At 50.2% G+C, this 26,559-nt stretch carries 27 protein-coding genes; 1 reads left to right on the forward strand and 26 read right to left on the reverse strand.

The window, feature by feature from the left end:
- Positions 1–12: 12 nt before the first annotated feature.
- The 22 genes from rng to ACXAGC_RS01240 all read right to left on the reverse strand — a co-directional run bounded on the left by rng (position 13) and on the right by ACXAGC_RS01240 (position 19,100).
- Positions 13–1,479, reverse strand: a complete 1,467-nt coding sequence (gene rng / locus ACXAGC_RS01135) for a ribonuclease G (RefSeq protein ID WP_119502856.1) — start codon at positions 1,477–1,479, stop codon at positions 13–15.
- The gene (locus ACXAGC_RS01140) at positions 1,476–2,060 is read right to left on the reverse strand and encodes a Maf family protein (protein ID WP_474841655.1); all 585 of its coding nucleotides are present in this window, start codon (positions 2,058–2,060) and stop codon (positions 1,476–1,478) included. Before ACXAGC_RS01140 ends, rng begins: the two co-directional genes overlap by 4 nt.
- Before the next feature lie 8 nt (positions 2,061–2,068).
- Positions 2,069–2,548, reverse strand: a complete 480-nt coding sequence (gene mreD, locus ACXAGC_RS01145) for a rod shape-determining protein MreD (RefSeq protein WP_442858433.1) — start codon at positions 2,546–2,548, stop codon at positions 2,069–2,071.
- Positions 2,541–3,431 carry a rod shape-determining protein MreC gene (mreC, locus tag ACXAGC_RS01150; RefSeq protein ID WP_474841658.1) on the reverse strand — a complete coding sequence of 297 codons (891 nt, stop codon included), beginning with the start codon at positions 3,429–3,431 and terminating at the stop codon, positions 2,541–2,543. The genes mreD and mreC overlap by 8 nt, the downstream gene beginning before the upstream one ends.
- Before the next feature lie 51 nt (positions 3,432–3,482).
- Complete coding sequence (locus ACXAGC_RS01155; RefSeq protein ID WP_119502859.1) at positions 3,483–4,526, reverse strand: rod shape-determining protein; 1,044 nt, start codon at positions 4,524–4,526, stop codon at positions 3,483–3,485.
- A gap of 345 nt (positions 4,527–4,871) precedes the next feature.
- A complete protein-coding gene (locus tag ACXAGC_RS01160) occupies positions 4,872–5,330 on the reverse strand; it encodes a hypothetical protein (protein ID WP_474841660.1) in 459 nt (152 codons plus the stop codon).
- Positions 5,314–6,168: a PulJ/GspJ family protein gene (locus ACXAGC_RS01165; protein WP_474841662.1), complete on the reverse strand. Its 855-nt coding sequence runs from the start codon at positions 6,166–6,168 to the stop codon at positions 5,314–5,316. The genes ACXAGC_RS01160 and ACXAGC_RS01165 overlap by 17 nt, the downstream gene beginning before the upstream one ends.
- A complete protein-coding gene (locus tag ACXAGC_RS01170) occupies positions 6,168–6,749 on the reverse strand; it encodes a type IV pilus modification PilV family protein (protein ID WP_474841664.1) in 582 nt (193 codons plus the stop codon). The genes ACXAGC_RS01165 and ACXAGC_RS01170 overlap by 1 nt, the downstream gene beginning before the upstream one ends.
- Positions 6,739–7,296 (reverse strand): pilus assembly FimT family protein, encoded by a 558-nt coding sequence (locus tag ACXAGC_RS01175; protein ID WP_474841666.1) that lies wholly within the window; start codon positions 7,294–7,296, stop codon positions 6,739–6,741. The genes ACXAGC_RS01170 and ACXAGC_RS01175 overlap by 11 nt, the downstream gene beginning before the upstream one ends.
- A 26-nt stretch (positions 7,297–7,322) precedes the next feature.
- Entirely contained in the window at positions 7,323–7,820 is a 498-nt protein-coding gene (locus tag ACXAGC_RS01180) for a type II secretion system protein (protein WP_474841668.1), read from the reverse strand.
- Positions 7,821–7,875: 55 nt separating this feature from the next.
- Entirely contained in the window at positions 7,876–8,511 is a 636-nt protein-coding gene (locus tag ACXAGC_RS01185; protein WP_119503517.1) for a pilus assembly FimT family protein, read from the reverse strand.
- 43 nt (positions 8,512–8,554) lie between these two features.
- Positions 8,555–9,076 (reverse strand): hypothetical protein, encoded by a 522-nt coding sequence (locus tag ACXAGC_RS01190; RefSeq protein WP_119502865.1) that lies wholly within the window; start codon positions 9,074–9,076, stop codon positions 8,555–8,557.
- Positions 9,073–10,308, reverse strand: a complete 1,236-nt coding sequence (locus ACXAGC_RS01195) for a type II secretion system F family protein (RefSeq protein WP_474841671.1) — start codon at positions 10,306–10,308, stop codon at positions 9,073–9,075. The genes ACXAGC_RS01190 and ACXAGC_RS01195 overlap by 4 nt, the downstream gene beginning before the upstream one ends.
- Entirely contained in the window at positions 10,295–12,040 is a 1,746-nt protein-coding gene (locus ACXAGC_RS01200) for a GspE/PulE family protein (protein ID WP_474841673.1), read from the reverse strand. The genes ACXAGC_RS01195 and ACXAGC_RS01200 overlap by 14 nt, the downstream gene beginning before the upstream one ends.
- A gap of 2 nt (positions 12,041–12,042) precedes the next feature.
- Positions 12,043–13,281, reverse strand: a complete 1,239-nt coding sequence (locus ACXAGC_RS01205) for a tetratricopeptide repeat protein (protein ID WP_474841675.1) — start codon at positions 13,279–13,281, stop codon at positions 12,043–12,045.
- Positions 13,278–14,195, reverse strand: coding sequence for an ExeA family protein (locus tag ACXAGC_RS01210; protein ID WP_474841677.1), 918 nt, complete (start codon positions 14,193–14,195; stop codon positions 13,278–13,280). Before ACXAGC_RS01210 ends, ACXAGC_RS01205 begins: the two co-directional genes overlap by 4 nt.
- Positions 14,196–14,198: 3 nt before the next feature.
- Positions 14,199–15,869, reverse strand: a complete 1,671-nt coding sequence (mshL, locus tag ACXAGC_RS01215) for a pilus (MSHA type) biogenesis protein MshL (RefSeq protein WP_474841679.1) — start codon at positions 15,867–15,869, stop codon at positions 14,199–14,201.
- Positions 15,870–15,878: 9 nt separating this feature from the next.
- Positions 15,879–16,241 carry a hypothetical protein gene (locus ACXAGC_RS01220; protein WP_474841681.1) on the reverse strand — a complete coding sequence of 121 codons (363 nt, stop codon included), beginning with the start codon at positions 16,239–16,241 and terminating at the stop codon, positions 15,879–15,881.
- Positions 16,234–16,878: a hypothetical protein gene (locus ACXAGC_RS01225; RefSeq protein WP_474841683.1), complete on the reverse strand. Its 645-nt coding sequence runs from the start codon at positions 16,876–16,878 to the stop codon at positions 16,234–16,236. The genes ACXAGC_RS01220 and ACXAGC_RS01225 overlap by 8 nt, the downstream gene beginning before the upstream one ends.
- Entirely contained in the window at positions 16,875–17,528 is a 654-nt protein-coding gene (locus ACXAGC_RS01230; protein ID WP_474841685.1) for a hypothetical protein, read from the reverse strand. Before ACXAGC_RS01230 ends, ACXAGC_RS01225 begins: the two co-directional genes overlap by 4 nt.
- Complete coding sequence (locus ACXAGC_RS01235; RefSeq protein WP_474841687.1) at positions 17,518–18,474, reverse strand: biogenesis protein MshI; 957 nt, start codon at positions 18,472–18,474, stop codon at positions 17,518–17,520. The genes ACXAGC_RS01230 and ACXAGC_RS01235 overlap by 11 nt, the downstream gene beginning before the upstream one ends.
- Positions 18,475–18,539: 65 nt before the next feature.
- The gene (locus ACXAGC_RS01240) at positions 18,540–19,100 is read right to left on the reverse strand and encodes a histidine phosphatase family protein (RefSeq protein ID WP_474841689.1); all 561 of its coding nucleotides are present in this window, start codon (positions 19,098–19,100) and stop codon (positions 18,540–18,542) included.
- A 59-nt stretch (positions 19,101–19,159) separates the two neighbouring features.
- On the opposite strand from ACXAGC_RS01240, the gene ACXAGC_RS01245 reads away from it, so the two are divergent.
- Positions 19,160–19,702: an acyltransferase gene (locus tag ACXAGC_RS01245; protein ID WP_474841691.1), complete on the forward strand. Its 543-nt coding sequence runs from the start codon at positions 19,160–19,162 to the stop codon at positions 19,700–19,702.
- On the opposite strand, the gene ACXAGC_RS01250 is transcribed toward ACXAGC_RS01245, so the two are convergent.
- The 4 genes from ACXAGC_RS01250 to ACXAGC_RS01265 all read right to left on the reverse strand — a co-directional run bounded on the left by ACXAGC_RS01250 (position 19,694) and on the right by ACXAGC_RS01265 (position 26,503).
- The gene (locus tag ACXAGC_RS01250; RefSeq protein WP_474841693.1) at positions 19,694–21,814 is read right to left on the reverse strand and encodes a TonB-dependent receptor; all 2,121 of its coding nucleotides are present in this window, start codon (positions 21,812–21,814) and stop codon (positions 19,694–19,696) included. The genes ACXAGC_RS01245 and ACXAGC_RS01250 overlap by 9 nt on opposite strands.
- 110 nt (positions 21,815–21,924) lie before the next feature.
- A complete protein-coding gene (locus ACXAGC_RS01255) occupies positions 21,925–22,995 on the reverse strand; it encodes a PepSY-associated TM helix domain-containing protein (protein ID WP_474841695.1) in 1,071 nt (356 codons plus the stop codon).
- 465 nt (positions 22,996–23,460) lie between these two features.
- The gene (locus tag ACXAGC_RS01260) at positions 23,461–24,030 is read right to left on the reverse strand and encodes a single-stranded DNA-binding protein (protein WP_474841697.1); all 570 of its coding nucleotides are present in this window, start codon (positions 24,028–24,030) and stop codon (positions 23,461–23,463) included.
- A gap of 355 nt (positions 24,031–24,385) precedes the next feature.
- Positions 24,386–26,503: a right-handed parallel beta-helix repeat-containing protein gene (locus ACXAGC_RS01265; RefSeq protein WP_474841699.1), complete on the reverse strand. Its 2,118-nt coding sequence runs from the start codon at positions 26,501–26,503 to the stop codon at positions 24,386–24,388.
- Positions 26,504–26,559 lie beyond the last annotated feature (56 nt).

Below are 26,559 nucleotides of genomic sequence, written 5' to 3' on the forward strand. Positions count from 1 at the left end.
ACGGGCACCGCCTTACATCATGACTACGTCGTATTTATCCTGGTTGTAGAGCGGCTCTGTCTGCACTTTAATCTGCTTAGACACAAACACTTCCAGCTCAGCCAGAACATGGGATTCTTCACCCAGCAGCGCATCGGCCACATTTGGCGAAGCATAAATAACAAATAATTCTGCGTCATAGGCACGGTTAACACGCACCACTTCACGCATAATTTCAAAGCAAATCGTCTCGATAGTTTTTACCGAGCCCCGGCCTTTACATACCGGGCATAGTCCGCACAGGGTATGCTCAAGACTTTCGCGGGTGCGTTTACGGGTCATTTCAATCAGACCCAGTGAGGTAAACCCGTGAATATTAATCTTTGCCCGGTCTTTCACCGTTGCCGCTTCCAGACTATTTAAGACACGCCGTTTATGATCCGGTTCCGACATATCAATAAAGTCGATGAGGATCATACCACCCAGATTGCGCAACCTGAGTTGCCTTGCGATAGCCAGCGTGGCTTCAATGTTAGTATTGAAAATGGTCTCTTCCAGATTGCGGTGACCGACAAACGCACCGGTATTAATATCGATGGTGGTCATCGCTTCGGTCTGGTCGATAATGAGATAACCGCCGGATTTAAGATCGACTCTGCGATCTAACGCCCGCTGTATTTCATTTTCGACATCATACAGGTCAAAAATGGGCCGGTCGCCACGGTAGTACTCCAGTTTGCTTTGAAGCTCGGGAACATATTCGGCGGTAAATTCACCTAACTCCCTGAAAGACAAATTAGAGTCAATACGGATACGGTCCAGCTCGGTGCCAACAAAGTCCCGCAGCACCCGGCGTGCGAGGGGCAAATCTTCATACATGATATGCTGCTTCTTGCGGCCCATCCGTTGTTTGATTTTGTTCCACAACCGGCGCAGAAAAGCCGCGTCGGAAGAGAGCTCCTGTTGCGATACTCCCTCTGCGGCTGTTCGCAAAATAAAGCCGCCTTCATCATCACAGTATTCCTGAACCAGATTCTTCAGCCGCTCCCGCTCCGCTTCGTCTTCAATTCGCTGGCTTACGCCGACATGGGTGACGCTGGGCATGAAGACCAGATAGCGTGACGGAATGGTAATGTCGGTAGTCAGCCGCGCGCCTTTCGTACCGATGGGATCTTTCACCACCTGCACAATAATGTCCTGACCGTCACGCACCAGCTCGCGGATATCCCGCTTTTGCAGCTGACTGCTGGATACCTCATCAACAATTTCATTGTGGACAACGATGTCTGATGCATGCAAAAAAGCGGCTTTATCCAGACCGATATCCACAAACGCTGCCTGCATGCCAGGTAGCACACGGCTCACTTTCCCGCGGTAAATATTCCCCACCAGCCCTTTCTTGGTGTGCCGCTCTACGTGCACTTCCTGAAGGATACCGTTTTCGATTAATGCGACCCTGGATTCAGAGGGCGTTACGTTGATTAGTAGTTCTGCACTCACGATGAAATTCCAAATTCTTTCAACAAACAACGGGTCTCGTACAATGGCAGACCAATCACTGAACTCACACTGCCGGATACCGATCTGACAAACTGACCGCCAATGCCCTGAATGGCATAACTTCCGGCTTTATCTGCAGGTTCTCCTGTCTCCCAGTATGCGGCAATATCGTCGTCGGTGACAGGGGCGAAAAGTACCTTTGTGCATACGCACAGTGTTTTTGATTTACCGCCGCAATAAATACTCACGGCAGTCAGCACTTCGTGTTCCTTGTCAGACAAAGCTCTGAGTGTGGCAAAACAATCATCACGGTCTGCCGGCTTACCTAACGGCCGGCCCTGAAAAGCAATGAGCGTATCTGAAGCCAGCACCACATAAGACGAATCCGCATCCACGTTCAGACGCTCACTGGCAACCATTGCCTTTTCAGCCGCCAACCGCGTCACCATGGTTTCGGGAGATTCTCCGTCGAGGGGAGACTCATCGATATCGACGGGAAACTGGCGATGGGCAAACCCCATCTGGTCAAGTAATGCAGTGCGGCGGGGAGAAGCTGATGCCAGAATAAGTTGCGCTGACATAACGCCTCCTAATTAATGTTGAGTTGTCTGCGTGCTTTACGGAGCAGCCAGAATATCCATGGCCATAAGATCATCGTGCTGAGGACAGGCCATAAATAGCTGAGCTGAAAAGGAATGCCGGTGAGAAGGTGCTGAAGCCAGAATAAAACGGTGTGATAGAGCGCACTGATCAAGCCGATGATAATAGCCTGTTGCCACACCGAGTAGTTGCGCAAACGCTGATAATTAGCCGCCAGTGTAAATACCGATAAACTCAGGGAAAAACTATGAATCCCCAGCGACGTCCCCAACAAAATATCCATGGCAATTCCCGCCATGAAGGCCACGCCTACATTCACGCGGTGAGGTAATGCCATGGTCCAGTAAGCCAGCACAATGAGCACCCAGTCCGGCCGGTAAATATCGACCTGGATCGGCAGAGGCACAATTTGTAGAACCAGTGCAATAAGTAAAGTGGCAATAATGGCAGAGTGGCGGGTCTTAATCATTCTCTCCCTCCGGGCCTTCATCACCGGCGGTACTGACACCATCAAATTCCGCTTCCCCGTCATGATGTTCCGGCCACAACAACAGCAAATACTTCAGCCTGTCCAGCCGTGCAAGAGGCGTAGCGGCGACAATGGCAAACGGACGGCTTTCGTCACGGGTCACACGGCTGACCTGTGCCACCGGATAACCCTCCGGAAATACCTGTCCTAAACCTGATGTCACCAGAATATCCCCGACTTTTACGTCCACACTATGGGGGACATGTTCCAGCAGCAGCTCATCGAGAGAGCCGGTACCGCTGGCAATAAAGCGGATATTATTACGTACTGAGCGTACCGGCACAGCATGAGTCACATCAGTGATCAGCACCACCCGGCTGTTCGTCGTACCCACTTCCATCACCTGGCCCACTACGCCACGGTCATCCAGCACCGATTGCGACAGGAACACATCGTCCAGCGCTCCTTTGTTGATGACAATTTGCTGACTGAAAGGACTGTTTTCAACAGCCATCAGCTCTGCCACCTTTTTTCGCACGTCCGGCTTTGCCGGCGTATCCAGTAGGGCACGGAGTTGATCGTTTTCTGACTGTAAAACATCGAATCGCTGTAAACGTTCACTCATCAGCAAAACCTGATTGGTCAGCCGCTGGTTTTCTTCAACGAGGTCTTCATGGGAGGTAAGGCGTTGCGCACTGGCGCTGAGCAGTACGCTGGGGAGGTTCGCAAGATATTGCAATGGACTCATCAGTGAGTTCATATACACGCGCGAAGACTGAAACGCATCAAATTTCGAATCTGCGATTATCAGCGCCACCGACATTACCAGCGCAAGAATGAGGCGGCTAATCAGTGAAGGTCCGCGTGTGAAAATCGTATCCATATTACCCGTGATACGCAGTAAGGCTACCTTGCGGTAGCCTTTCTGGTTTGATTATTCGTAGCTGAACAAGTCGCCGCCATGTATATCAATCATGTCGAACGCTTTACCGCCACCGCGGGCTACACAGGTAAGCGGATCATCTGCCACCACTACCGGAATACCGGTTTCTTCCATCAGTAAGCGGTCCAGATCTTTCAGTAACGCACCACCACCGGTAAGTACCATGCCGCGTTCAGAAATATCTGAAGCCAGTTCCGGCGGAGACTGCTCCAGGGCAACCATGACCGCAGACACGATACCGGTTAACGGTTCCTGTAAGGCTTCTAAAATTTCATTGGAATTCAGCACGAAGCCACGGGGAACACCTTCAGCCAGATTACGGCCGCGCACTTCAATTTCACGTACTTCATCACCCGGGTAAGCAGCACCGATTTCGTGCTTAATACGCTCTGCAGTAGCTTCACCGATGAGTGAACCGAAGTTACGACGCACATAGTTAATGATAGCTTCGTCAAACTTATCACCACCAATGCGAACAGAAGAGGAATACACCACACCGTTCAGTGAAATAATTGCGACTTCTGTGGTACCACCACCGATATCGACCACCATGGAACCGGTAGCTTCTGATACCGGTAAACCCGCACCAATAGCAGCCGCCATCGGCTCGTCAATCAGATACACTTCGCGGGCACCTGCACCCAGTGCAGATTCTTTAATAGCACGGCGTTCTACCTGAGTAGAACCACAAGGTACGCATACCAGCACTCGCGGGCTGGGACGCAGGAAATTGTTGTCATGAACCTGTTTAATAAAATGCTGCAGCATTTTTTCAGTCACATAGAAGTCAGCGATAACGCCGTCTTTCATTGGACGGATAGCACGGATATTACCCGGCGTACGGCCAAGCATACGCTTAGCTTCAGAACCCACCGCGGCAACACTTTTTGGTCCTGATGCCCGTTCCTGACGGATTGCTACCACTGATGGTTCGTTAAGTACGATGCCCTGATCTTTTACATAGATGAGCGTGTTAGCCGTTCCGAGGTCGATGGACAAATCGTTGGAAAACATGCCTCGAAGCTTTTTAAACATGAAATGCCAGTTCCTGTTATTGCGCCTGCATACCTTTCTTCGGGTATGGCTTGCGGCGTGACTGCGAAATGAAGATATATATCCGCACACTTTAACAACGGGTACTACTTTGGGCAAGCAAATAGCCCTCTGAGGCGCACAAAATACCGCTTCGCTGGTCAGCTTAAATAATTGAGCAGAATTTTAGTTCAAAAATCAGCCAGCAAGGGAATTATTTCGTCATGTAAAAGTGTGCAAAAAGAGTGACAATCACCACTCTGAACAGTCGTTAGACTGAGAAGACGGCATTCCGTTCAGGAAAAGTTCAGGAAAATCCGGAGGCAAAGATAAACATACCAGGCAAGACTAATAGTTGAAGGGTTTAGTCATGTTGTATGTGTTGGATTTCGTCGCCACCATTTCACCGGCAGCGCAGGTGCTGGTGGATTTAATTTCATAATGGTACTCTGTCTGGTTTCCGCTGACAGGGATTGAACGGGTGGTACACCGCACTACAATTGTACAGCCTTCAAACCCCTGCATATTTACCACCAGACTGTTCAGGTTGAAAGAGTTGTCGCAAATATGCAGATTACCGTTAACTGGTTTAATCGCGTGGACCAGTATTTCTACTCCCACCAGAGAGGCCTGCTCTGCCCGCTCGCCCATGACTTCATACACAATGGTTTTCTCTGATGACTGCACCATTGACGCCATTGAAATACCAATGAGTGACAGCACAACGATAGCAAACATCGCCAGTACCAGCATACTGCCGCGTTGTGATGCGGGTAAAGCGCAAGTTGTTTCAGGGTTTGAACGCAACGTGCACCTCCTGAAAATGATTAACCTGCTCACCGTTATCATTAAACTGAAGGTTTATCCTGACGAAATTGCTTTTTCCGGCCGGGCCCGCAAATACCATTAACGGGTCGTTAGCGGCATAGGAAGACGCCGGATTACCTGACAAGGAATTTGTAACATGCTCAGCCACAATTACAGCACCAGACAACGACAAAGATTGCGAGGTATTCATATTTTCCTCTTTGCGATATACGTTGCCATTCGCCACACAGTAGCTGATTGTCCGGTTAACAAAATAGGCATAGTGATGAGGTGATGCCTGCTGAAATGCACGGTCTACCTGTACCTGAATAACATCATCACTGTCATCACGGGTGAGGCAATGCCCGTCTCCGTCATCTGAGCATCCTGTTACCCGCGCTTTTCTGTTACGTGACTGATCGTATACGTCAGCGGGTTGCAGGGGATAAATGACGATGTGCTGATCATTAGCGACAATATGGTAATTCCCATCCGGGTCGTGTGGCCAGAACATGTTAACCGTGCGGTTGGACGTTGAACCAAAAGGTGCAGTGGCATAGCTGGCAGGCCAGACGACCGGGGTAAATTCAACGCAGTGCACACCACTGTTTCCGGCGATGCGAAAACTGTTTGGCACTGCACGGGCCATTTCCCGCTGCATCCGCGTTACGGCGAAGCGGCCCTCGTTCATCAGTTGCTCTCTCTCAACACTGCCGGCAAACAGCAGCATAGTATTTCCCATAAAGCTGCTTATTCCCAAACCCACAACCCCCAGGATCACAATCACTGTGACAAGTTCAATCAGGGTGAAGCCTTTTTGTACACTGAACTTCGCCATCAGATATTCCACTTGTATGCAGAGAACACCACCGTATCGCCACCCGGTGTGGTAATAAAGACGACAATGCGTTTTATATTCCCGGTATAGGTACCGGTATCGTATACGCCATCCTGATTAATATCGTCATCGTCTATACCATCAATATTGTCATCGTAATGCACCCGGACAAACAGCGAAAACCCCTGATAAAGTGGTGAGCCGTCTGACGCAATTAGCGCTACACCACGGCTGTCAGTAATACCGGCACCCGACTGGCTGAGCAGGTGATAATCATCCACATCATCCCAGTTTGCTCTGAGCTCACCGCTACCCGGCCCGAATTCATTGGTATAAGAACAGCGACTGCCCTCATTACACCGGGGGGCGTCGGGATTAGAACTGGAACGCACATCAAATTTTTTACTGTTAATTTCCGATAGCAATGCCCGTCCGAGTTCCGCTGCACGGGTTTGCCAGATGGGTTCCAGGCTTTTCTTTGATTGTTCAGCAATGAGCTGCACAGACGTGGTCAGCACGATGGCAAATATCACCATCCCGATAACCGTTTCCAGTAATGTAAACCCCCGGTTAGCATTCATAGATGAAACCCTGGCTGTTTACGCACACACTGGCGGTTGATTTGCCGGCAAATGAAATACGGCAACCGGAACCTGAAGCGCACAGAGCGCCGGGGGTCAATGGTTTACCCACATTGTTAAAACCGATATAGACCGGCGCGGAGGCATTGCCATCGTAGCCCGACATAGTGACTTCCATGGCACTCATTTCGCCATTATCCGTACGGAGGTGGCTGGCAGCGCTGAAATCAATGCCGCTCTGACAGGACGCGGATGAACTGGCAGTTGCCAGAGTGGCTACTGGCGGGCCGAAATTGAGCGATGACGGGGAATAATTGAAGTTCAGCCGGTGACAATATCCGTCACGGGTGTCCTGCATGGCCTGCATCTGAACATGCCTTAGTGCGCTAAGCAGGCGCTTTTGCAGCAGGAACTCGTTGTACCCCTTGCCATCATCGAAGCGTGAAATCGCTACCACCGATAACACACCCAGTAAAACTATGATGATGACAAGTTCAACAAGGGTAAAGCCCGACTGAACATAATTTGACGTAATGCGCTTTCGCATTACACATCCTTCTTTATTTCAGAGTATTAGCAACCGTCTGTGTAAACATCAACGGATGGAGCTGTATTCGCGTCTGCAGCTTCTGTATATACCACCTGACACGCATCAGATGAAGTGATCGCTACAGCTGTAACACCATTTGGAGTGATCGTAAATTGACCGGCAGCTGGTGCATTCGCCGTGAAGTCCCAGTCTGCATCAGCAAACTCTACCCAATAGTTCAAGTTTGCGAGTGAAGCAACTTCGGCATCTGGGTACCCAAAGTCAGTATTAACGTTTTCCCCTCCAATAGTTACCCGCGTCGTAGCGTTACCGGCATAGGCCGTGCGTTGTTCACCGGCAATGGCAGATTTTGCATAAACCAGTTGCATGCCGCTGGTCAGTGCCGCTTTAGCACCTTGCAGGGTAGATGCACGGGCATCGCCTTGTAAGTCAATGAAACGGGGCGCTGCCGTTACGGCAAGAATACCTAAAATCACTATCACAATGACCAGTTCGATAAGTGTAAAACCACGTTGTTGCATGCTCAGTACCTCTAAATAGGAAATTAACTATATATATTATGGCTCAAAATCTTGCTCAGTTAGTTATGGATTGATCGCTATTGTTAGTGAACACAATAACCTGACCTATCCTTGAGTCGTATATGAATCCATTTCCCTGTGTGTTATCGACCGGCGCGGTGTTTAAGTTCTTGATGGTTTGACTTAAATAATAGTAGCACTGGTCATTTCCGCCAGATCCTGTACCACTGCTTACAGCGGTATAGTAACGAAATCGTTCCGTGGGAATATTTTGCCAGTTAGCAGTAATGGTCGGTGCACTCTGCATGATCAGACTGAAAATGCTCTGGCAATCTGCATTACTCATACTGGTATCTTCCGAGCTGCCATCATTCGCCAGCTGTCCGGTAGGGTAGCCGGTGTCACTGTCGACCCCTACACGCACGCCATCCAATGTGACAAAGGTTTGATTCGTGCTGTCGTTGTCCTGCGGACGGGCCTCAAGTTCCCATTGCGCCCGTACCAGCCCCACGCCGGTGGCAAAACCGCCTGCCACACCTTCAACGGTGGCATTTTCCGCATCTTCGGTTACGTCCAGAAACCGGGGAATGGCCACCGCAGCCAGCAGGCCAAGCAATACCACAACAATGGTCAGCTCAATCAGCGTAAAGCCGGCCTGACTCTGTGTTGCCCGATAACGCTGTATATCCATGTTTCTGTTCTCCCGTTTTTCTGCATGCTGGCGATGTACCGGGTCACTCATCTTCATAGGTCACATCTCCGCGATAAATTGCATAATCAAAATAGTCACCGCTGCTCAGTCCGAACCGGCAATAAGCATTAACTGGCTCACCCGACTCTGTATCTGTATCACCTTCGTAAAAATCCCCGCGGACTCTGAAACCATCCACTTCCATAGGCTGATTCAGCAACATCTGCCACAGCTTCCGGCAGCCGTCATCTGTATGTTTAACGCCGGGCCAGCCCGTTACTCCCATCACCACCGGACGGCGATCAGTCTCTTTACCTTCGCTATTATAGTGCACCAGCAAAATACGCTCCGGACGGCCCTCGGCCTGCCACTGCCAGTGTGCGCTGACAGCACTGTCTTCGAGTTTATCGCCGAAGCGGAACAGGATCTGGCCTTTCAAATTCGGCTCTGATTCGTAGAAGTAGACGATAAAACTGCCCATCAAAATGGCAAACACCAGGGTTGATATGATGCCAAGGAACATCTTGCGCTGTTCATTCACTGCGGCGGCGTTACTTTTTCTCACCGGCCCCCCTTTATCGCACTCATCATGTCCCACATCGGGGAGAAAATACCCAGAGCTAAAATCAGTACCATGCCGGCGACAATCACAATCAGGAACGGCTCAATTTTCGCAGTCAGGCTTTTCAGGTCGTAATCCACTTCCCGTTCATAGAAACCGGCAACCTCAGCAAGCAGCTCATCTACCCGCCCGGTTTCTTCCCCCACGCTAATCATTTGCATGATCATCGGGGTGAAGAGTCCGCTGGCATGGCTAACCCGGGTTAAATTCTCGCCCTTCTCGATGCGCTGGCGCATTTCAATAACAGAAGCTGACACATAAGCGTTATCGACCGCATCCGCCACAAGATTAAGGGCATTGGTAAGGGGCACACCGGAATGGAGCATCATAGAAAAACTGCGGCTGAAACGGGCCAGCAGTGAGCGGCGGATGATGTCTCCCACCACGGGAAGACGAAGCTTGAGACGATCCCATTTGTAACGGCCGCTTTCGGTACTTACATAGCGGTAAATGCCATAGCTGATTAACGCGATAATGCCGATAAGAATATAACTGCGGTTAAGCATGAAATCAGAAATGGCCAGCAGCACTTTGGTCATGGTGGGCAGTTCGGCTCCGAATTTGGCAAACATGGTGGCAAATTTTGGGATAACGAACACGTTGAGCACTACAAAGGCCATTGCCAGAGCAATCAGCACGAATATAGGATACCGGGTGGCGGCTTTAATTTGCTTACGGGTTTCCTGCTCCCTTTCAAGGTACTCAGCCAGCTGTAAAAACGCATCATCCAGACGACCGGTATTCTCGCCCACATGAATAATGCTCACAAAAAGCTGGTTGAAAATATCGCTGTGTAAATGCAGCGCCGAAGACAAACTGCGCCCCCTTTCTAACTGAGCGATAACATCAAGCAGAGCTACACGCATTCGCGCAGAGTTACTGGACTCAGCCAAACCGCTGACGGCCCGCAAAATAGGAATGCCGGCACGGGTCAGTGAAAACATCTGACGACAAAAGATAACCAGCTCGTCCAGCGACACATTGGGCGTGTACCAGTGCACGTCCATGGATTTTTCAGCACCGGAAGCCGCCTCATCTTTGCTCGCAACAATTTTGATGGGGATGACATTGCGGGCCAACAGCAGCTTTGCCACGGCGCTCTCGTCCGTGGCATCCATAGTTCCTTCGGTTAACTCACCCGTCCTTTCACGGGCAGTATAACTAAACCTGGCCATCACCCGTGTCCTCTGCTTTGTCCACATCGGTATCTGAGGTATCGGCGACCATTTCAGACAACTTGAGCACTTCCTCAACGGTGGTCATGCCCATTTTCGCGTAGGTTAATGCGGCGTAAGCAAGCGGCCGGTAACGATTACTTTCTCTGGCATGTTGCGCGAAGCCCACGGTATCCCCTACCTTCAGTGCATCCATCATGGCGTCATTCAGTTCCAGCAGTTCGAACACACCAATCCGGCCTTTGTAGCCGGTCTGATTACATTTCTGGCAACCGCGACCTTTTTTAAATACCACCTCTCCCAAAGATTCATCCACGTGTTTAAGCCAGAACACCTCTTCCGGGGTGGGGGTGTAAACACTTTCGCAACTGTCACAAATTTTACGGACCAGACGCTGGGCAACAACGCCCCGTAACGCACTGGCGGCCAGATAGCCGGGCGCTCCCATATCAAGCAGGCGGATAGCACTGGAAACAGCGTCGTTGGTGTGTAACGTTGACAATACAAGGTGACCGGTCAATGCTCCCCGCAGACCGATTTCCACCGTCTCCTGGTCCCGCATTTCCCCCACCATGATAATGTCCGGATCCTGACGCAATGTGGTGCGCAGTACACTGGAGAAAGTCAGGTCGATTTTGCTGTTAACCTGCACCTGGTTTACCCTGGGCAAACGGTATTCCACAGGATCTTCAACAGTAATGATTTTTCTTTCCGGTTTATTCAGCTCACTCAGCGCGCCGTAAAGGGTCGTTGTTTTCCCTGAACCGGTAGGACCGGTAACCAGAATCATGCCGTGCGGGCGTTGTAACAGCGTGCGGAAACGTTTCAACAGCGGCGCGGGCATCCCGGTCTGTTCCAGTGTTAATACTCCGGCTGACTGATCCAGCAAACGCATTACCACCGCTTCACCGGACTGAACCGGCATGGTTGATAAACGCACGTCAATGCGGTGTCCCCGTACTTTTACCTGGGTACGGCCATCCTGAGGTAAACGCTTTTCAGAGATATCCAGACCGGCCATCAGCTTCAGGCGTAATACCAGTGCTGCAGCAATGTTTCCCTGCGGAATAACAGTTTCCTGCAACACACCGTCGACACGCTGACGGATGCGCAGCTTGCTTTCATCCGGCTCAATGTGAATATCTGAGGCTTTAGCAATGACCGCATCATCGAAGATTGACTGAAGTAACCGGGAAACAGCGGTGTCCTGCTCTTCTTCCACACCGGCACTTAACGAAAAGTTATCTGATTCCTGATATTCCTCTGCCAGCTCATGAGCGAAAGAGGCGATTTCATCGGTTTTACGATAATGGGTATCGTAGGCGTTATACAGTTGCGCTTCGCTGACCACAGCCATATCAAATGGTTTGGGCAGCAGATCCGACAGGTTATCCTGCGCGTTGAGGTCAGCCGGGTCGCTCATCGCCACCAGCAACCGGTCACCTTTGTCTGCAATAACCAGCGCTCTGTACCGGCGGGCCTGAATTTCCGGTAATAACTTAACTGCACTGGCATTAACCTGATACTGGTCGAGGTCGATAAGCGCGACCTTAAGGTGACGGGAAAGTAATGTTAATAACTCCTGCTCTGTCACCAGCCCCATGGAAATAAGGGTGGCACCCAGCTTACGGCCAGTTTTACGCTGTTCCCCCAGAGCCTGTACTAATTGCTCACCGGTAATTAAACCATCCTGTACCAGCAGATCTCCTAAACGGATTTTCGTCTGACTCATAATTACTCCGAGAGATCCTTAATCCGTTTCCGGACGAATAATTCAACAGCGTCTTCCAACCCTTGTCTGTTAAGAGCTTCCTTGTATGCCTGCACCGCCAGATGCGGCTTTCCAAGCTTGTCGGAGGCAACTCCAAAACCTAGCCACCAGCGTGCTATGGCAGGCTGAAGTTCAGTCAGCACACGATAATCAATTAGCGCTGCGTCATACTTTTTTAGTTGATTGGCATATCCGGCACGGAAACCCAGAAAGTCGATGTCGGTGGTATCAGCCGGCTGACTGATCACCTCCCACGCCTGTTCACCCATGTTCTGCTGACGGTAAAGACGCCCCAGCATCAACCGGATACTCGTGTTCTCCGGTGCTTCCTCAAGTGCCTGCTCCAGCATTTGCTGCGCCTGCTCTACTTGTCCTTCTGCGAAATACACCGATGCCAGTTTCTTGCGGACATCAAGGTCATCCGGCTCCCGTTGCGATAACAGTATCAGCAGACGGGTGGCCTCACGCATATTGCCTTTTTTCATCTCACCGGCAATCTGATCGCGCAGTGTAGCCTCCACAGCGGCAGGCTGCGACTTAGTGACTTTCATCACCCCTGTATCAGCGGTTTTACTATGTGCTTTTTCCGGTGTGATCACCGGCACCCTGTCACCTGCAGGATCCGGAGCCGCTTTTTTTTCAACCTCTTCCAGTGGGGATTCGGATTGTGGTTCTGTTTGAACCTGATTAAAAACAATGACCGGACCATTGTCACCGGCTTGTGGCGCTGCCCGTGCTCCGGCCTGCGGTATACTTTCCGGCGTTACGGGGGCAGACTCTGAGCTATTTGTAACAGCAAGTGATGTATTATCACGCGGTGCAATTGCAGTAAGGCTGCTATCTCCTGACGCGGTGAGGCGCGGTTCAGATTCATCAGAGACCGGTGATGACGCAGTGCTCTGAATACCAGCTTGTTCGGTTTTGGAAGACGCTGAATTCAACGATAACGGCGCAGGTCTGGTTTCGTTATTCGCAGAAGTCTTTGCAGTGAGAGCCGAGGCGGTTCTGTCCCCGCTGTCTTTGCCATCTACCAGAAAAGTAAAAGCACTCCATGCAATTGCGGCAAGCAACAACACACCCAGAATGATCAGCCGGCTCTTTATGCCAGCGTCTCCCGATAAGGGCGGTTTATAGTTTTTTGTGTTGTCGCCCTGATTATTCTCTCCCTCAAGGTCGCGGAGCATTTTATTGATTACACTCATACCGCGCCTCCACTGAACCACATACCTGCGATGACAGTAACCGCGATAACCACTCCCGTCGCTACGAGACCAATGGCTTGCAGAGGCATACCGGCTATCCGCCGTTGTGTGGCTTCAGTATCTTTTACAGCATATTTAATATGCGCCAGTGTTACCTCATGTTTTCCTTCGCCATAAGCCAGCATTAAAGCCTTATGAGAGACCACATTAATCAGCCTTGCGGTTCCGCGGCAGGCAGACACCATCATCTGGCAGGGGCGGTGCCCGAACACAGGAGAGCCTTTGTATCCGGCGACCTGCAAACGATGATGCACATACTGCTCAACCTGATCCACATTCATCAGCGCCAACCGGTAACTGAAGGTAATACGTTGCTTTAGCTGCCGCAATCTTGGCGTAGCCAGCTTCTGATCCAGTTCTGGCTGACCAAACAGCACTACCTGAAGTAACTTTTTGGATTCCGTTTCCAGATTGGTCATAAGTCTGAGCGCTTCCAGCGTTTCCTCAGGCATGGCCTGGGCTTCGTCCACGATCAGCACCACCGACAACCCTACTTTAGCTTTTTCAATCAGTTTGGCTTCAATCTGACGGGTAAATTGCTGCTGATCGCCTCCCACATCCAGCACCACACCAATTTCAGCGGCTACCGCACGACGAAACTCTTCCGGTGACAGCATGGGGGTAGGAATATAGGCGGAGGGAAAGTTATCCGGCAACTCGTTGAGCAATTTCCGGCACAACAGGGTTTTGCCAGTGCCTACCTCGCCAGTCACTTTGATAAAGCCTTCACCTGCGTCCAGCGCCGTTTTCAGTACTTCCATTGCCTCATTATGGCTGGGCAACCCGAAGTAAAACTGGGTATTCGGCGTCAACGTGAAGGGCGGCTCCTGAAGGCCAAAGTGACTCAGATACATGACTTATTCCACGTACAGCCAGTCAGCCATCTGCGAACGGCTCATTTCGATTTGCTTACTCCACGTGCCGGGCTCAACCACAGTGGGCTTAAGCAGTATGATCAGTTCTTTTTTGATTTCCTGCTGACGTTTATTTCTGAACAGGTTCCCCACCACAGGAATGTCTCCCAGCAACGGCGTTTTACTTTCATTATCGGTAATGGTGGTTTGCATCAGGCCGCCAATTACAACAATTTCTCCCGAAGACGCGCGGATAACCGTGTCAGATTCCCGGATAGTGCTTTGTGCAAGCGGCAGCACAATTTCTTCTTCGTTGAGGGTGACAACTTTAGTCTGCTCTTCGGTTTCAATAACAGAAGGATGCACGTGCAACAGCACACTGCCTTTATCGTCAATCTGGGGAGTAACATCCAGCGCAATACCCGAGAAGAACGGCGTCAGTTCAATATCCGGGACCACTGAAGTCGATGTGGCTGTAATCGTATTCTGGCTGGATACGTCGGTAACAAAATACTCATCGTCACCCACTTTAATCACCGCCTTCTGATTGTTTGTTGCAGTAACACGGGGGCTGGACAGCACCTGAACATTCCCCTGTGTGGACAACAGATTCAACACACCTGAGAAATCCTGATTGAGGAAAGACAAACTGGTGATGCCGCCCAAATCCGGGGTCAGTGCGTTGCCAAACGTACCTGCGGTGGTAGCGAATGAGAAATTCGTGCTGCCCACATTGGCAATAATTTCATTCCAGTTGATCCCTTGCTGATAGCCGTCACTCAGCACCACTTCAAGAATACGGGCTTCCAGCACTACCTGACGTTGCAGGTGGGTTTCAGACACCTGCAAAAAGCGTTTTATGGCACGGATCTCAGACGGTAAAGCACGGACGGTAACCAGACCGGCCTGAGGCGTAACAAACACCGCACGACCACCTTCTGTGCCAAGCATAGACGCCAGGCTGGTTTGTAAATCTTCCCAGAAGTTAGTTTCTGTGCGGGTGCTGATCATTGTGCCATTATTGTTACCGGACATACTGCTGTACTGACCGTTGCCGCCCATTTCACTACCGGTAAAATTACTGAAGTTACCGCTGCCGGACTGACTGCCGTTTCCGCCATTGGCATTTTGCGATACCCCGCCGGAAATGATACTGGTTTGGGTCGCCCCGTTACGCTTCATCAGCAGGTAGTTCACGGCGAAAGTTTCGGTACGCATACCCGCGGGTAACACGCGAAATACGTTTCCCTGTCTCTGGATATCGAATCCGTATAAATCAGAGAGTAATGACATGACCCCGTCCAGTGACACCTGCTTCAAATCGAGGGTAACCGAACCGGTCACATCCGGGTGCACGGCTACACTGTATGGCGTGTCATAAACCAGCCCGGACAAAAACTGCCGCACATCCACGCTTTGGGCATTAATATCGTATTTTTCAGGGCCAAGCAGTGCCGCCGGCGTAGCGGCAGGTCCGGGCGCGGTCATCAGCGCAGAATTCACGGCATCAGGTACTTCATCCAATTTTTCAGAAGTAGCCTTATTCGCCTTTTCAGCATCCAGCTGTGCCTGCAACTCGTCCTTCAACGAGCGCTCAACAACAGATTCTTTTGGCGCTGACTGGCAGGCGCTCAAAACGAAAGCTGCAAGTAAGGTGATGGTGGCTTTACGCATTGCCTGATCCTAATATGAGTCCGCAGTGCGGATACTAAACTTATCTGATGATGCCGGATTCACTGACAGCGTCACCGGTTGCCAGCGGCCGTCGCGCTGATGACTGATAATCACTTTATCTTTTAAAATTGTTTTCACGGTTGCGTCACTGAACTGATATCCCTCAGCCACCAGCTTGCCGTTAATGATGGCCTGAGGACGCATGCCATGATTAAAAATCGCTGTTACCTGATAACCGGTCTGCGTTTTTACCGCAGAAGACTGACCTTTATAGCCCCGTCCCGGTCTGGTCGGGTCGCCGGCATGCACTTGCTGGCTCATCATGAGCAGAATGCCGATAAACACCAAATATTTGCCGTATCTGTTAAACACCGATAAACGCCTTATCTGTACTGAGGGTATACACTTCCACAGTGACATCTGCCGCCGGCCATGCCGTCACCTCGTAATCAATTGACCGCCAGTAAAGCTGCCTTGAGCGGGTTTCCAGTACTTCGATGAAATTCTTAACGTCGAAATAATTGCCCCTGAATGTCATTGTCACGCCATGCTGATAAAGCTCTACATCCTGCATAGATTCGTTATCTGCAAAAACAGAGACGGGCTCCGCCGACGACATTTCAGTCAACGTCAGTGCGTGGGTATGGGAAAACACTTCTTCCACCAGCAACACCATTTCATCCGGCGACACCAGCTCGTCGAGTTGTGTTGAAAAGCTGACGGACAAATCATTCTTCTTAGCCACCAGATCATCATATTCAGCATGCTTTTCCGCATCCGGGTCTACCGACAGCGCTTCCACGAACAGGGCCTGTTGCGCCTGTAACGTCTGCTTTTTCATTTCTTCGGCAGCCAGTTCTTTTCTGTACCCGCTTAAGTCATTCATGGCAGGCTCAATAAAGAAGGTGAAGCCTGTAAGCAGCACCAGTGCGATACCGGATACCAGTGTCATCACCTTTTCCCGCCGGGATAACGCTTCAAATTTAACGTGTAATGAAGGCTTACTCATTGAGCACCTCCCGGCAGCGTTAAACCCGGCGCACTTTGCTGTGCCGGCGCAGCAGCCGTTGCTGATGCCGTTCTGCGGGTGGATAACTCGAATTTCAGTGCGTCATCTTCGTCCATATACACCCTGGCAGCGGCAAAACTGCGCCCTCTGAAACTGCTTGTTTCACTTAACCGCTGCAACCAGCGGGGAAAAGCCTGGGGTGAAGACACCTGCCCGTTGAAAGTCATGTTAGTTTCAGACACCGCCATAGACTCGATCCAGAGATCAGACTCATGTTTGTCAGCCAGGTCGTCCAGCAGAATACTGAAACCTTTGAACCGCAGCGGGGCGCGGGCAGCAAGTTCTTCCAGTACACGACGTTGCTTACTGAGATCCAGTTTGATGTCTTCTACCTTTTTGATCAGCGCAGGGTCTGCTTTCCAGTTTGTTACCTCGGCCTGCAATTCATCAATCTGGCTCTGATGGATCCGGTTACGTTCCAGCAGCTTCACGTATTCAGCTTCTGCACTACTGGCCAGATAATGATAAATACTGCCTGTTATCAGTACGATGAGAGCAACTACTCCAATGGCAAGACTGACGCTGGACAATGACAGATAATCAATGCGTGGTTCGAAGCGGGACTGGTAGAGGTTGATATTACTTTTCATCAGCCACCATCGGTTTTGCAGACAGCGTTTTATTCCGTGCCGGCGTCAGCGCCATGCCCAGACTGCTCAGATTAGAGATAACTTCCGACGGGTCGTTGACCACCCCGCTAAGATCCAGCTCAGTCACCTCAGCAGAAACTGCCTGTGATATCTGTTCTAAAATAATTGCGGTTTGTGCTGCATTGATGCGAATCATCACCTTACGTACCGGTGCCTGACGCAGCTGGCTTTCGAAAAAGTCCATGGAACGCTGAATTTGAATACATAATGAATCCAGCACGCCCATTCTCAGTTCTTCTTCGGAAAAACTCCCCAGGTTCTCGAAGCCTTTCAGCCTTCGGCTGAGATACAAGTGACTGTCCTTGACGACGTTCAGAATAATTTCTTCTCCGGCTTCCTGCGTCAGCGTGATAACCGGTTCCTGCATAACCGGCAACAGCGCGCAGTGTGCCAGCTCTTCAACAGAAATACTTTCCAGCCGTACATTCGCTTCAATACAACCGGCGACAATCTCTTTTATGGTGTCTTCAGGCATAGCAACGACATTGACCTTTTTATTGCCGGCCAGTGGCACAGGCAGATCGAAGTAGTCCAGCACCATGGGCTTGTCGAATCCCATCAGCTCTTTCACCGGCCAAACCAGAGAATCATTGATTTCGTCATCTTTAACGTCGGGCCGGTCAATCTGCAGCAATTGATACCAGTTTTGCGCCAGCGCAACGTGACACTCTGCACCGGACAGCTTTTGCTTTGCTACCCATTTACTGAGTTGCGTCTGCCACTGGGAATAAAGCACAGAAACTTCAGAGACAACATAAGATTCACCGCCCTTACTACGCAAAGCCGTGAAGGTAGCAGTTTCGGCAGACAACGATACACCGACAGCCATGCCGGCACGCTTCGATTGAAAACGTTGTTTGAGATAAGTTGTCCAACCAATGTACATAGTGATTAATTCGCTTAGTTATTATTCAGCGCCGGCAGAAAAAAGTGTCAGCGTACTGTCAGCCGTTATAAGTGTAGACGATTAACGCCCCAATAGCCGTTATCCTTCTCTGCAACTGCCCAGCCCCGCTGTTGCAACCTTTTGCGAATTTCCCTGTTCATCATTCCATGGCCAAACATGACTATTTTTTTATGGGTCTTTGCCCGCACTTCCAATAAGTTAACGGCCATTTCTGCCCGGGCTTTAGCGTCTTTATAGCTTTCAAACCTGCCGCCCGCCCCGGCCATCCACAGGGCACGACTGAAATAAACCCAGGTCCACGCTCTGAGCCGGAACGGTAACCGGTAATAAGGGATATCCATCTCTCTGAATAAACTGCTGTACTCACAGGCACTATGGCCGCAGCAATATCGGGCCGTTAAACGGGCCCGGTACAAATCGCTGCTCATGACAAAGTAGTTGTTAAGACTCAGTAATTTAGCGGGTTTGCTTTTGGGGTCAAGGTCGGCGGCATTATACTTTCGAATCCAGTTCGCGTAACCTGATACTGTACAACGGATATTATCTGCTGAGCGGGGTCTGCCATGCCGGATCAATACAATTTCAGTCTTCACACCTGTGCTCATATGTGCAATTTAAATCCGGAATCCTATAATAAACAAAGCCTTACAAAAGAGAAAGCACTTTGACCCCGCTACCATTTTCAGACCGGAGCCTGCCTTCGTTACGCGCGGCACTTCCCCGCTGCGATGAAAAAGGGCCTTACCTCGATGTACTTAACAAAGCAGACGCGCCGGCTAAAAGCAAAAAACAGGCAATGAAAGCTCTCTTTACATGCCGCGGTCCCTGCTGGATTGAGCCGGTATTTTGTTTGTCAGGTAATGCCTCCGTGGAACTGGGCCGGTTCGTTTTTCTCAATCACAACGTGACATTTATTGCTGAACAAAATATCCGTCTTGGCGAAGGGGTATTTGTCGGGCCGGGCGCAATCATCAGTACCGTGCCGTTAGACACAGGAGAAGTTCATCCCCCCGTCAATATGAATAATGCGCCGGTGACAATTGGCGACAATGTGTGGATTGGTGCTAATGCGGTTATTCAACCTGGCGTCACTATTGACGATCAGGCCATTGTCGGTGCCGGTGCGGTGGTGTTTGACGATGTACCGGCGAACACCACTGTCGCGGGTTCGCCGACCACCATCCGGAAAAGACCCGCTTTAAAATGACCAGGTCACGCCCAGAGTTGCTGTCGTACCCAGACCTTTAATATTGTAGCCACCGTAGGTGTAAGACTGGGCCCTCGCCGGGTAGTAATCACTGTTGAACAGGTTTTCGATTCCCATAAACGCATTCCAGTTGTCTGCAAACTGATATTTCCCGCTCACATTGAAAATGTTGTAGCTGGAGACTGGGCCCTGATCACCCACATATTCCCCGTCAGCATCGGGCGCAAAGCGCTTACGGTCGCCAACATGCAAATAGCTTACTGTTAATGACATACTATCAAGGGGGCGCCAGTTTACATTTACCGTGGCCTTCGGCGGACTGATTTGACGCGAGCCTAAATAGATATCGGCTTCGGTATTCTTTCCTTCAACGTAACTGTATGTTGCAACGACACCCAGGGTGTCAGAAACACGGTAGTCAACCAGCCCTTCATATCCCCAGATTTCCTGTGGTGCACGCACCGGCTCATACACACCGGTAACCGCATTAAACTGGTTTGTGGTGCCCAGTTCAGAAGTGCTGCGGTAAGCAGCCACTTCAATACGAACATTATCAAACAGGGAGGTGAAACCCGCTTCGTAGTTATCGATAATAGACGCTTCTGTCTGAATCAGACCGATATCGTCTACTGTTGCTGCGCGGAGTAAACGGCCAATATCGGCGATATCTGAACCCTGTGAATAGTTAATAAACGGACTGAATACATCCTTCCAGTTGTACTTGATAGCAATGTTGTACGTCGTGGCATCATAATCAATGGTATCTCCCTTTACCTGTAACGGCACAGAGCATTGTGTTGCGGTACGGCAAAGCTTGAGTGTTTCGTAATCATCGACAGTTAAGTCAATGCTTTCTCTTCTGACGCCCGCTTTCACAATAATATTATCCTGAATTACCCACTTGGTTTGCAGGAAGCCGGCAATGCTGTCCATGTCCATTTCAGGTACCCATACCCGGCCATCCACCAGAGGCTGTGAAGTGGTGTCCTGCAAGGCATCAACACCATAGATAAACGTTGCTTCCACGCCATCGAAGTCGGCAATGGTGTTGAATGTGGCTCTGGCACCACGTTTCTCTGAACGGATAATCGACTGGCCCCCGTCGTAACCCTCGTCAGGGTTTGCAAGGTTCGGCGAAAAGAAAAATACATTTTCTATGTCCTGCGAATACACATCGAGGGTCATTTCGGTGTTGGTGAAAATAGTGCTGTCGGTGTATTTAACAGTAATGTTTTCATTTCCGTCAGGCCCCTGGGGCTTACCCTGTTTCTGGAGGGCTTCCGGAACGTGAATAGCGTAGGTTTTCTCACCCTGATTAATGTCGCCGGCCACATCCCCTAAATCTGTTTTTTGCTGAGAGCTGAAATAGTTGTAACTGAATTGCAGACGCTTTTCGTCATCAAACTCATAACCCAGTTTAGTGAAGTAGTTCTGCGTTTCTGCGTCTGAAAGCCCGTACTGCAAGCCAAGAATATCGCCCTCAGCATCCCGCTGCACGCCGTTTTCTTCGTAACTGGCAGTCAGCAGGTAATCAAAGTTACCGGTTTTTCCGTTAACCGCTGCGGATACCCTGGCGCCGGCGGACTCTTCCGTTTTCACCGCACTGAACCGTGATGACAGACTGATCTGCCCTTTATGGCTGTCCTGTGTTGTTGCCTGCTTCGTAATGTAGTTAATGATGCCGCCTGATGCACCGTTTCCGTATACTGACGTGGCACCTTTAATCACCTCGATACGTGCAAGAGCACTGGGATCGATAGTTTTAATCCCTAGTGAGCCGTTCCTCAGCGGCGTTGACTGTGGCACACCGTCAATCATGACCAGAGGCGCCCGCCCCCGCAACGACTGACCGGTATTGCTTGAACTGCCGGTATCAGGAGCAAGTCCCGGCACCATTTGAGCCAGCAAGCTCTGAAGTTCGGGATTAACCTTAAGATGTTCTTCAATCTGGCGCTGAGAGATGACTGTAATGGACGCCGGCACTTCATCAATACTTTCGATAACACGGCTTCCGGAAACAATAATACGTTCAATGTCGTCTGTTTGTGTCTCGACAGCCATTGAGGAGGTGCTGACAGCCAACGCCACGAGAGAAAGGGAAAATTTAGACATGAAAACTCTTTTAAGAAATATAACAAGAAGAAAGGCCCGTTATACTAAAGGTGTAGGGAGGCAATGTAAAGATAATGAAAACCATTCTCATTATCTTTACAGAGTATGACTTATTTGTAGTGTCGCTTGTACCAGAACCAGATCCCTGAGCCGGTAAAAAAAGCAGGCAACAGAGCAACAAAGAACCATAAGAACTGAACCACAGGGCCGGCAAAATCGCCGGTATGGAACTTATATTTGAAATTCCAGACCTGCGTGGCAACGTTTGCCGAAGAGGCATCGTAACGTCCGGTTTCCTGCCCCGTCACCGGGTGAGCCCATACCCAGCTGTAAGCATGAGACTCGCCGGGATTTTGCATTCTGAAACCAATATGTTCACCGGCTTTCAGAGGGAAATAGATGCGGAATAACCGGGCATCAGGGAATATTGTTGTTGCCCGGTCATAAGCGATATCGATGGCGGCAGGCAATAACGATTCAGACGCTGTTAGCCTCGCGGGTACGGGCCTGATTTCCACCTCTGAAAAAGTGATGGTTTCGACGACCTGCTGCGTTGGCTTTTTCCAGTTGAAGGCCATGCCGGTAAACGCAATTAAGAGAAGTGGTACCAGCAAGTAGACACCCAGCACCGTATGAAGCTGATACATCAGGATGCGTAACTTTGCGCGGCTTTTGATTACCAGCCGCTTTAACCTGTTTTTCGGTTTCACCCACAGGTAAAAACCCAGTAAAAGCTCGAAGATAAGTACCAGTGCGCTTATCGAGACCCAGTTACGTAACGGCTTACCCTTCTCTCCGTCCTCATACAATAGCCAGCGGTGCAAAGCCATCGTGAAGCCGTAGATAGTGGTGTAGTAGTCATACCGGTACACAACGCCACCGGTATAAGGATTGACACTGACATACTCATCGTTCGCCAGCTTTCCCTGCCAGGCAAGCTGTGGATCCGTTTCCGGCATCAACATGGCAAAGGGTTGTCCGGTTTCCGTTTCAACGGCGAACATCAGGCGTGAAAGAGGAAGTACTTCATCCCGTGATGACACCTGCCATTTATCAGGTTGTGAAAGAATCTGGATATCTTTGGCGTAAACCAGCAGCGCTCCGGTCACACTCAGACAGGTAATAAACAGTCCTGAAATCAGCGCCAGCACAAGGTGTAGTCTTCTAAGCCAAAGTTTCAAATGAGCAATCCAGGGTGTCCGTTCAAAGGTAATGTTCCGGTGCCGGCTTCTTCTCACGGCACGGTAAGCCGGCAATACTAACAGGAAAAACCCTTCCCGGAACACTCTCTTTCAGGCTACAACCTGAAAGCTTGCCGGATCCATCCGTGCACAGGGCTGTGGTGGGTACGCCCGAGCCACACAAGATGCTTGGCAAAACCGGGCACATCCACTGGCAGCGGCAAAATTGGCTTAGTGCCGTGGCCATTTGATTGCGTGCATAAAAACGCCTGAAATAGTCAGTCATAAGTTGACGTACTACATCATCAAGTTTTGCCAGATATAAATCCAATCACCTTTTACCATTAAACCTATCAGATATAATTATTACTGGAATTTTCCGGGGAATAAAAATAACAAACCCTGCAAAAAGCAGGGTTTGTGAGTATGAATATTTTTGTGTTCTTGTTCAGAGCGATGACTTTCCTAGAACGGAATATCGTCATCAAAGTCAAAATCAGGCTCGGCCATAGGAGGCTTGTTACCGCCGCCTTGCTGGTTTCCACCCTGATTGCCGCCGCCGTAGCCGCCCTGATTGTTACCCTGTGGACGTTGCTGATAACCGCCGCCCTGGTTGTTGCTGTAACCACCCTGGTTGCCGCCCTGATTTCCACCTTGAGGACGTTGCTGGTAGCCACCGCCACCCTGACCACCGCCATCGCGGCTGCCAAGCATTTGCATCTGGTCAACAATGATCTCCGTTGTGTAACGGTCCTGACCTTGTTGATCCTGCCATTTACGGGTCTGCAATTTACCTTCAACGTAAATTTGTGAGCCTTTCTTCAGGTATTCACCGGCGATTTCCGCCAGACGACGGTACATAGTTAACCGATGCCATTCTGTACGTTCCTGCATCTGGCCTTGTTGATCCTTCCAGCTTTCACTGGTAGCAAGACTCAGGTTTGCTACGGCGTTTCCATTTGGCATGTAACGAACTTCAGGATCATTCCCGAGGTTACCGACCAATATGACTTTGTTGACGCCTTTCGTTGCCATCGATGTCTCCTGTTAACTCTGTCTTTGTCTGTGACTTATGAATTCACAGCCACCCGCCCCGCACACTTTTTGCGGATTTCTGGCGGATTTAACGTTGCTGCTCAACGTTGTTCCCTGCCCGTGCAGTCGCTGTAAATTTTGTGATAGTGGGCCAGTATACCTGATTTTTTTCTCTGGCTAAGGGAATATTTTCGTTAAATAAAAGCTGCGGCAGCCAGTTAATTGTCGCACAAGGTTTTTTCCGGATTTATACACCCGCAGCACCAACCTGTTTCTATGTTGAGTCAAAATTTATCACACGCAGAGAGGCTGTCGAGCTGTACTGACGGTCCGTTTATTACCTGACCAGTCGCGGTCATACTTCATCCCCACTTTGTATCAGCGCTATGTGTCTGAAGTGGATTTTACCGGCTTGCGGCGTGGCATCATTATCGAGAATAAATGTCAGGTATTGATAATTACCGGCTTTGAGATACTCACCTACCGGTATAACCAACCGTTGCCAGCCGTCCTGTTCGCTCAGATCATCAACAAGATGACCGTATGATTGCGAACCACCGAAGCTTAATATCACGCCGGGTCCCTGCTTTAAATTGGTATCCAGGCCTAACGCGGCAATTTCCGCCGGACCTTCAATTTTAACTGTCGCTACCAGCCGGCTGCCAGCGTCGACAATGAACTGCCCTGCGATTTGTTTCCATGCGTTACCGGATAACGTTAATGTTGAACCATCATCGCTTATGGTCATTCCGCCATTGACGGTGTCATCCTGTTTCGCATCGTAGCTTGCCGGTGCAAACTTATTAAAATTGAGCATTTCCTCAAGTAACACATGGCTAAACGACAGGTAAGGAGCCGCGCCGGTCACCGGGCGGGTTTTTCCGGTGATCAGTCCGCTTGCGAACTTCGAAAAATTAGCAACGGTGAGACCATCAGCTATGTTCAGGGTTTTCGGCGCTGCCTGTTCAGCCAGCGACTGAGCAAAGGCGGTGTTGAGCTTAGTTGAGTCGGCAAAAGGCACAGTTATGTCAGCCTGAAACCGCTCACTGGCGGTATCCAGATTAAACAGGTAATTACCTGTGAAGAGACTGCGGGTATCGAACTGCTTATCAAGAATGCTGAAGCCGGATACGTCTGTTGCCGGACCGGTGATAATCACATTGTTCACCGCATTTACCCAGAACCCGTCATCACCCTGGACATAGGATGCGGTGATACCGTTTCCTGAAGAATAAACGTAGTTGTTGAACAGATTAACCTGCCCTTCAGGATTAGATGACACGCCGCCGGCCTTGATAGCTGCCCACATCATACCACGCTCGTCGCCCATGCTGTGAAGGGTATTATTAAAAATATAAGACGGTCCGCGACGCACCGGCGCAACACTTATTCCGCCATAACCGTGGGAAAAATCATTGTTGTAAACCAGTACGTTGTGCTGACCACCATCCAGTTCGATAATGTCATCGTTGGCGAAAGCAAACGTGTTGTTATATATCGCCGAGTCCCGGATGAAACCGCCATCGCTGTTGAGGTTAAACCGGCTTTCCACCACATCATTAAAGCGCACCTCATCAGTACCGGTGAAGGTATTGTTGCGTAATATGATTTGCCCCTGAAAGACTTCCTGCGGATGGTTGGCAAAAGCGAGGAAAGCATTGGTACCTTTGGGGTGGCCGTTACCCCAGTGGTTTGCGCCAAACACCGGGTCATGTACGTAACAGTTCTCTACTGTGATCACGCCACTGCGACGCATAAAGAAAGCGGAATCGTAGTTAATCTGCCGGCCCCGGTCGTCATAAGCGATGCCTTTGCGGTACTCTGCCGGGCGTCTTCCCCACTGAGAAATATCACATCCGTTGACCCAGATATGGTGTGCTTCTTCTGCAAAGAAACCGAGCTGACCGCCCTGCGCTATGGTGATGTCTTCGAAATACACATAACTTTGCGCACCGATGCGGATGGCCGAGAGAGCATCCTCCGGGGCTACGATGGGTGTATTAAGATCGCCTTTAATCATGGCCCATGCACCGGGCGCACCTTCGATACCCAGCGCTTCTACATCCAGCGTACCGCCCTGATAAATATCTTTCAGATGATATATCTTCTGAGGGTCCACCGGCGGCTTGTCAGCCCGGGTATAGAAGGAATCTGTATACAAACGGGTTCCGGCATCATCTGTCACACTCAGCTCAATGTCATAGTGTGAAGACGGCTTCAGGTACACTACGGCACCGGATAACGACCCCTTAACAGGGTCAAAGTAAAGCGGGTTAGCATCCAGCCACTGCGTAGTGCCGGTTTCACGGAAACGAAGTGTATTGTCAACATCTGCGGACTGACCGGGCAGTTCAATCCCCGCTGATTCTATTAATGGCGTGATTGTGAGTTGTTCAGGCAGTGGCTCATCAGCACCGGCGCGGGCACTCAGCACAAAGCCGGTCAGAAAACATAACGTCAGGATACGACACATAATTGCCTCGCAAGTAAGAATAGTCAGGGGAAACAGAACGTACGAACAGTACCGGT

Source organism: Alteromonas sp. AWJ4_197 (assembly GCF_056160285.1).